At 66.9% G+C, this 4679-nt stretch carries 6 protein-coding genes and 1 pseudogene; 3 read left to right on the top strand and 4 right to left on the bottom strand.

From position 1 onward, the window contains the following. The coding region (locus H3O04_RS34010) for a YMGG-like glycine zipper-containing protein (RefSeq protein ID WP_202589359.1) at nucleotides 1-441 on the bottom strand (441 nt) is incomplete at its 3' end. 13 nt (nucleotides 442-454) lie between these two features. After that, nucleotides 455-781 carry a hypothetical protein gene (locus tag H3O04_RS34005; protein ID WP_200160517.1) on the bottom strand — a complete coding sequence of 109 codons (327 nt, stop codon included), beginning with the start codon at nucleotides 779-781 and terminating at the stop codon, nucleotides 455-457. Between the two features lie 469 nt (nucleotides 782-1250). Here H3O04_RS34005 and H3O04_RS34000 point away from each other — a divergent pair, with 469 nt between their 5' ends. From H3O04_RS34000 to H3O04_RS33990, 3 genes are read left to right on the top strand one after another with little or no spacing between them, the layout of a single operon-like run. Then, nucleotides 1251-2663: a cytochrome ubiquinol oxidase subunit I gene (locus H3O04_RS34000; protein WP_200160518.1), complete on the top strand. Its 1413-nt coding sequence runs from the start codon at nucleotides 1251-1253 to the stop codon at nucleotides 2661-2663. 29 nt (nucleotides 2664-2692) lie between these two features. Beyond that, nucleotides 2693-3700, top strand: a complete 1008-nt coding sequence (cydB, locus tag H3O04_RS33995; RefSeq protein WP_006480348.1) for a cytochrome d ubiquinol oxidase subunit II — start codon at nucleotides 2693-2695, stop codon at nucleotides 3698-3700. Beyond that, nucleotides 3672-3851 (top strand): hypothetical protein, encoded by a 180-nt coding sequence (locus H3O04_RS33990; protein WP_027809413.1) that lies wholly within the window; start codon nucleotides 3672-3674, stop codon nucleotides 3849-3851. Before cydB ends, H3O04_RS33990 begins: the two co-directional genes overlap by 29 nt. A gap of 212 nt (nucleotides 3852-4063) precedes the next feature. Here H3O04_RS33990 and H3O04_RS33985 read toward each other — a convergent pair whose 3' ends face one another. Next, a complete protein-coding gene (locus H3O04_RS33985) occupies nucleotides 4064-4258 on the bottom strand; it encodes a YqaE/Pmp3 family membrane protein (protein WP_006480346.1) in 195 nt (64 codons plus the stop codon). 121 nt (nucleotides 4259-4379) lie between these two features. Beyond that, nucleotides 4380-4679, bottom strand: a pseudogene (locus H3O04_RS36845) (hypothetical protein); the annotation flags it as partial.

Raw genomic sequence — 4679 nt, 5'->3', positions numbered from 1 at the left:
CCCGCCCGGCACCGGCACGCGATTGCCGGTCGCATACATGCACTGCAGATACGCGTAGTCGTAGCGGCGCTGGGCGTCATAGGCCGAGCCCTGGGCGGCGCCCGCGCCGACGACGCTGCCCGCGAGCAGCCCCGCGCCCGCGCCGACCGCCGCGCCGGTGCCGCCGTTGAACGCGGCGCCGGCCGCCGCCCCGAGCGCGGTGCCGACGGCCGCGCTGCCGACCGCGCTCGCGGTCGACGCCTGCCCGGCGCTCACGCCGCCCGATTGCTCGAACGCGTACTGCCGGCAACTGCCGTCGTCGGCGCGGAACTGGTCGAACGACTTGCCGGTGCCCGGCAGCGCCATCACGCTCGGCCCGGTCGGCAGGTAGGCGCACGCACCGAGCAGCGCGGCGAGCGACAGTACCGCCGGCACGCGCAGCGGTCGAAATACGGTTTTCATCGTTGCGCCTCCGTCACTGCGGCCGCGCCGGCACCGAGCGCCAGCCCGACTTGCAGGTCTTCACGTACGGGTAGTAATGCTTCGACGCGTCGCAGTAGTACCAGAGGTTCGCGTCGCCGTTGTCCTGCGGCTGCCCCTGCTCGACATACTCGGGCGGCGGCGGCGGAGCGACCGGCACCGCGACGATGGGCGGCGGGTAGTAGTAAGGCGCAGGGACGACCGGGGCGTAATACGGGTAGCCGGGGCCGATATAGACCCCGACCCGGGCGGCATGCGCCACGCCGCCCGTCGCGACCGCCACCGCGGCCGCCGCGCCCAGTGCGAGCTTCAATCCATTCACGTCACGTTCTCCGGCTGGCCGGTTCGCCGATGCGAACCCGGCATCCCGAACGCTACGCCGCACGCGATCCGGCATCCATTACGGGCGAGCGCGCGAATGTTGCGCGACGTTACCCGTGTGACAAACGACCCCGCCCGTCCGGGCGGTCGCGTTACGCGCTAACGGATCGAAACCGATCGCCGTCCCCGCACGCGGTTGGCGCACACGCAAAACCGTTCCAATGACGCGACGCGCCATATTGACGCACGTGCGTCAGACCGCCACGCCGCGACCGCACGCACTGCGAACGACCTTCTTGATACGAATCAACGATTTATCCCGAAATCGCGCGCGACGGGCTGGACATCTGCGACGAGTTGGCGCATTTCGCGGTGCAACATCGCGGCCCATACTCCAGCCAACCCCGACGCCTGTCCGCCGGGGTCCGCCGGCACCCGCCGGCGGGTATCGTCAGCTTCGGTCATCTGGTATGGACACCGCACTTTCGGCCCTCGATCTGGCCCGCCTGCAATTCGCGTTCACCGTCTCCTTTCACATCGTCTTTCCGGCATTGAGCATCGGCCTCGCCAGCTTCATCGCCGTGCTCGAATATCGCTGGCTGAAGACCGGCAAGCAGTACTACAAGACCCTCTGCCTGTTCTGGTCGAAGATCTTCGCGGTCGCGTTCGGGATGGGCGTCGTGTCCGGCGTCGTGATGAGCTATCAGTTCGGCACCAACTGGTCGGGCTTCTCGAGCTTCGCCGGCGCCGTCACCGGCCCGCTGCTGATGTACGAGGTCATGACCGCGTTCTTCCTCGAGGCCGGTTTCCTCGGCATCATGCTGTTCGGCTGGAACCGCGTGAGCCCGCGCGCGCACTTCGGCGCGACGCTGATGGTCGCGATCGGCACGCTGATCTCCACGTTCTGGATCCTCGCGTCGAACAGCTGGATGCAGACGCCGCAGGGCTTCGAGATCGTCGATGGCCGCGTCGTGCCGACCGACTGGTTCGCGATCATCTTCAACCCGTCGTTCCCGTACCGCCTGTTCCACATGGCGATCGCCGCGTTCATCGTCGCCGCGCTGGTGGTGGCCGCGACCGGCGCATGGCACCTGCTGAAGGGCCGCCGCGACAAGGGCGTGAAGAAGATGTTCTCGATGGCGCTGTGGCTGCTGCTGGTGCTCGCGCCGCTGCAGGCCGTGATCGGCGACCAGCACGGCATCAACACGCTGAAGCACCAGCCCGCGAAGATCGCCGCGATCGAGGGGCTGTGGGAAACCGAGAAGGGCGGCACCGCGCTCAACCTGTTCGGCATCCCGGACATGCAGGCGGAAACGACCCGCTACGCGGTGAAGGTGCCGCACCTCGGCAGCCTGATCCTCACGCACAGCTGGGACGGCGAGATCCGCGGGCTGAAGGACTTCCCGCCGCAAGACCGCCCGAATTCGACGGTCGTGTTCTGGAGCTTCCGGATCATGGTCGGCCTCGGCTTCGCGATGATCGGCCTCGCCGCGCTCGCGTGGCTGCTGCGCCGCCGCGGCCGCCTGTACGAATCGAAGTGGTTCCAGCGCTTCGCGCTCGTGATGGGCCCGACCGGTTTCGTGTCGCTGCTCGCGGGCTGGGTGACGACCGAAGCCGGCCGCCAGCCGTGGGTCGTGTATGGCGTGATGCGCACCGCGCAGGCCGTGTCGCCGCTGTCGGTGCAGCAGGTCAGCCTGTCGATGATGACGTTCGTGATCGTGTACTTCCTCGTGTTCGGCACCGGCGTGTACTACATGCTGAAGCTGATGAAGGCCGGCCCGGCGCTGCCCGACGTCGAGCACGACGATAAACCGGACACGCGCCGCGATCACACCGCGCGCCGCCCGATGTCCGCCGTCGACGAGCTGATCGAGACCGTCTGAGCCTACCCCATTCGCAAACGAGAAAACCTATGGACGTCACCGTAATCTGGGCCGCGATCATCGCATTGGGGCTCTTCATGTACGTCGTGCTCGACGGCTTCGACCTCGGCATCGGCATCGTCTTCCCGTTCTTCCCGGACGAGAAGGAACGCGACCTGATGATGAACACGGTCGCGCCCGTGTGGGACGGCAACGAGACGTGGCTCGTGCTCGGCGGCGCCGGGCTGTTCGCCGTGTTCCCGATCGTCTATTCGACCGTGCTGTCGGCGCTGTACCTGCCGCTGATCTTCATGCTGGTGTGCCTGATCTTCCGCGGCGTGTCGTTCGAGATCCGCGCGAAGGCGCGGCGCACGAAGCAGCTGTGGGATCTCGCGTTCATCGGCGGCTCGGCCGGCGCGACGCTGTTCCAGGGCATCGCGCTCGGCGCGTTCCTGCAGGGCATCGACGTGAAGGACGGCGTGTACGCGGGCGGCGCGTTCGACTGGCTCACGCCGTTCAGCCTGCTGACCGGCCTCGGCCTGATCGTGACTTACGCACTGCTCGGCTGCTGCTGGCTCGTCGCGAAGACCGAAGGCGACCTGCAGCGCCGCCTGCATCGCGTCGTGTGGCCGCTGACCGTCGTGCTGCTCGGCTTCATCGCGGTCGTCAGCCTGTGGACGCCGCTGCAGGACCCGGCCATCGCGCAGCGCTGGTTCGATTCGGGCCTGTTCTGGCGCCTGCTGCCGGTGCCGTTCCTGGTCGCCGCGTGCGCGGTGTGGATGCGCCGCGCGGTGCGCGACCGGCACGACATGACGCCGTTCGTGCTCGCGCTGGCGCTGGTGCTGCTCGGCTACGTCGGCCTGCTCGTCACGCTGTTCCCGTATGCGATTCCTCAGACGATGACGATCTGGGAAGCGGCGGCGCCGCGTTCGAGCCAGACCTTCACGCTGGTCGGCGCAGCGGTTATCCTCCCGATCATCATCGCCTACACGACGATGGGTTATTGGGTATTCCGAGGCAAGGTGCGCCATGAAGACCAGCATTACTACCACCACTGATTCCACCGCCGGCCAGCCCGGCGCGCCGCGGCCGCGGATGCGCGGCTGGATGTGGTTCGTCGTTCTGTGGGCGGGCGGCGTGGTCGGCGCCGTCACGCTCGGCTATGCGTTCAAGATCTTCATGAACCTGACGCTGTTTGCGGTGAAGTAGGCGGAGCGGCCGCTGCGATCGAACGATGACCCGGGCGGCCGTTTTGTCGTGGATGGCTGCGGCTTCAGCCGGATGCATCAAGCCGAACAACGCATGAATCCGCCATTTAGGCAGAAATCCATACAAATCACATCGCCGACGTGAACGAAATATATGGATTTCTACCGAAATACGAACCACACGGCTGAATCACTCCACCGCACACTGCGCGTCTACCCCCGCCCGCGCAACGCCGCATCGATCTTCCGATCGGTCTTGTACTGACTCAGCGCATACACCGACCAGATCGCGGCCGGCAGCCAGCCGATGATCGTGAGCTGCAGGAGCAGGCAGATAATCCCGGCGATCGGGCGACCGATCGTGAAGAACTGGAACCACGGGAGCAGCAGGGCAAGCAGAAGGCGCATGAACGATCCTCTCGGTACGTCGTTGAACGGGTGATACCCGGCCAATATGGCGGGTTGCGCGCCCCGTTTCAAGCCCGCGCACGACGGCTCGCCGGGCAAAGCCCTGTGCCGATACCCCGCGCTACGCCGAATCGGCCAGCCATTGCGCGACCCGCAGGACGAGCCCGTCCGCTTCGTCGAAGCACTCGACGCCCGCGACCTGCGGCGCGCCGCAGATCGTGAACACCGGCTTGCCCCACTGCAACCCGAGCGCGATTTCGGACAGCGTGCCGAGCCCGCCGCCCACCGCGATCAGGCACACCGACGCACGGCCCACACGGTCAGGCCGAGCACGCCGAACAGCGCGACGTCGATCACCATCATCATGCTGATGCCGAGAATCGGGTACTTCGAGTAGACGTTGCGCTCGAGCCAGTCGTTC

Source organism: Burkholderia sp. KCJ3K979 (assembly GCF_016759955.1).
In the GTDB taxonomy this organism is placed as follows: domain Bacteria; phylum Pseudomonadota; class Gammaproteobacteria; order Burkholderiales; family Burkholderiaceae; genus Burkholderia; species Burkholderia orbicola.
This window is presented reverse-complemented; position numbering and strand designations above follow the sequence as displayed.

Bases quoted from the DNA above. Each gene is read 5' to 3' on its own strand.
- H3O04_RS34000 (WP_200160518.1), top strand. From the start codon at position 1,251: ATGGACACCGCACTTTCGGCCCTCGATCTGGCCCGCCTGCAATTCGCG.
- cydB (WP_006480348.1), top strand. From the start codon at position 2,693: ATGGACGTCACCGTAATCTGGGCCGCGATCATCGCATTGGGGCTCTTC.
- H3O04_RS33990 (WP_027809413.1), top strand. From the start codon at position 3,672: ATGAAGACCAGCATTACTACCACCACTGATTCCACCGCCGGCCAGCCC.
- H3O04_RS33985 (WP_006480346.1), bottom strand. From the start codon at position 4,258: ATGCGCCTTCTGCTTGCCCTGCTGCTCCCGTGGTTCCAGTTCTTCACG.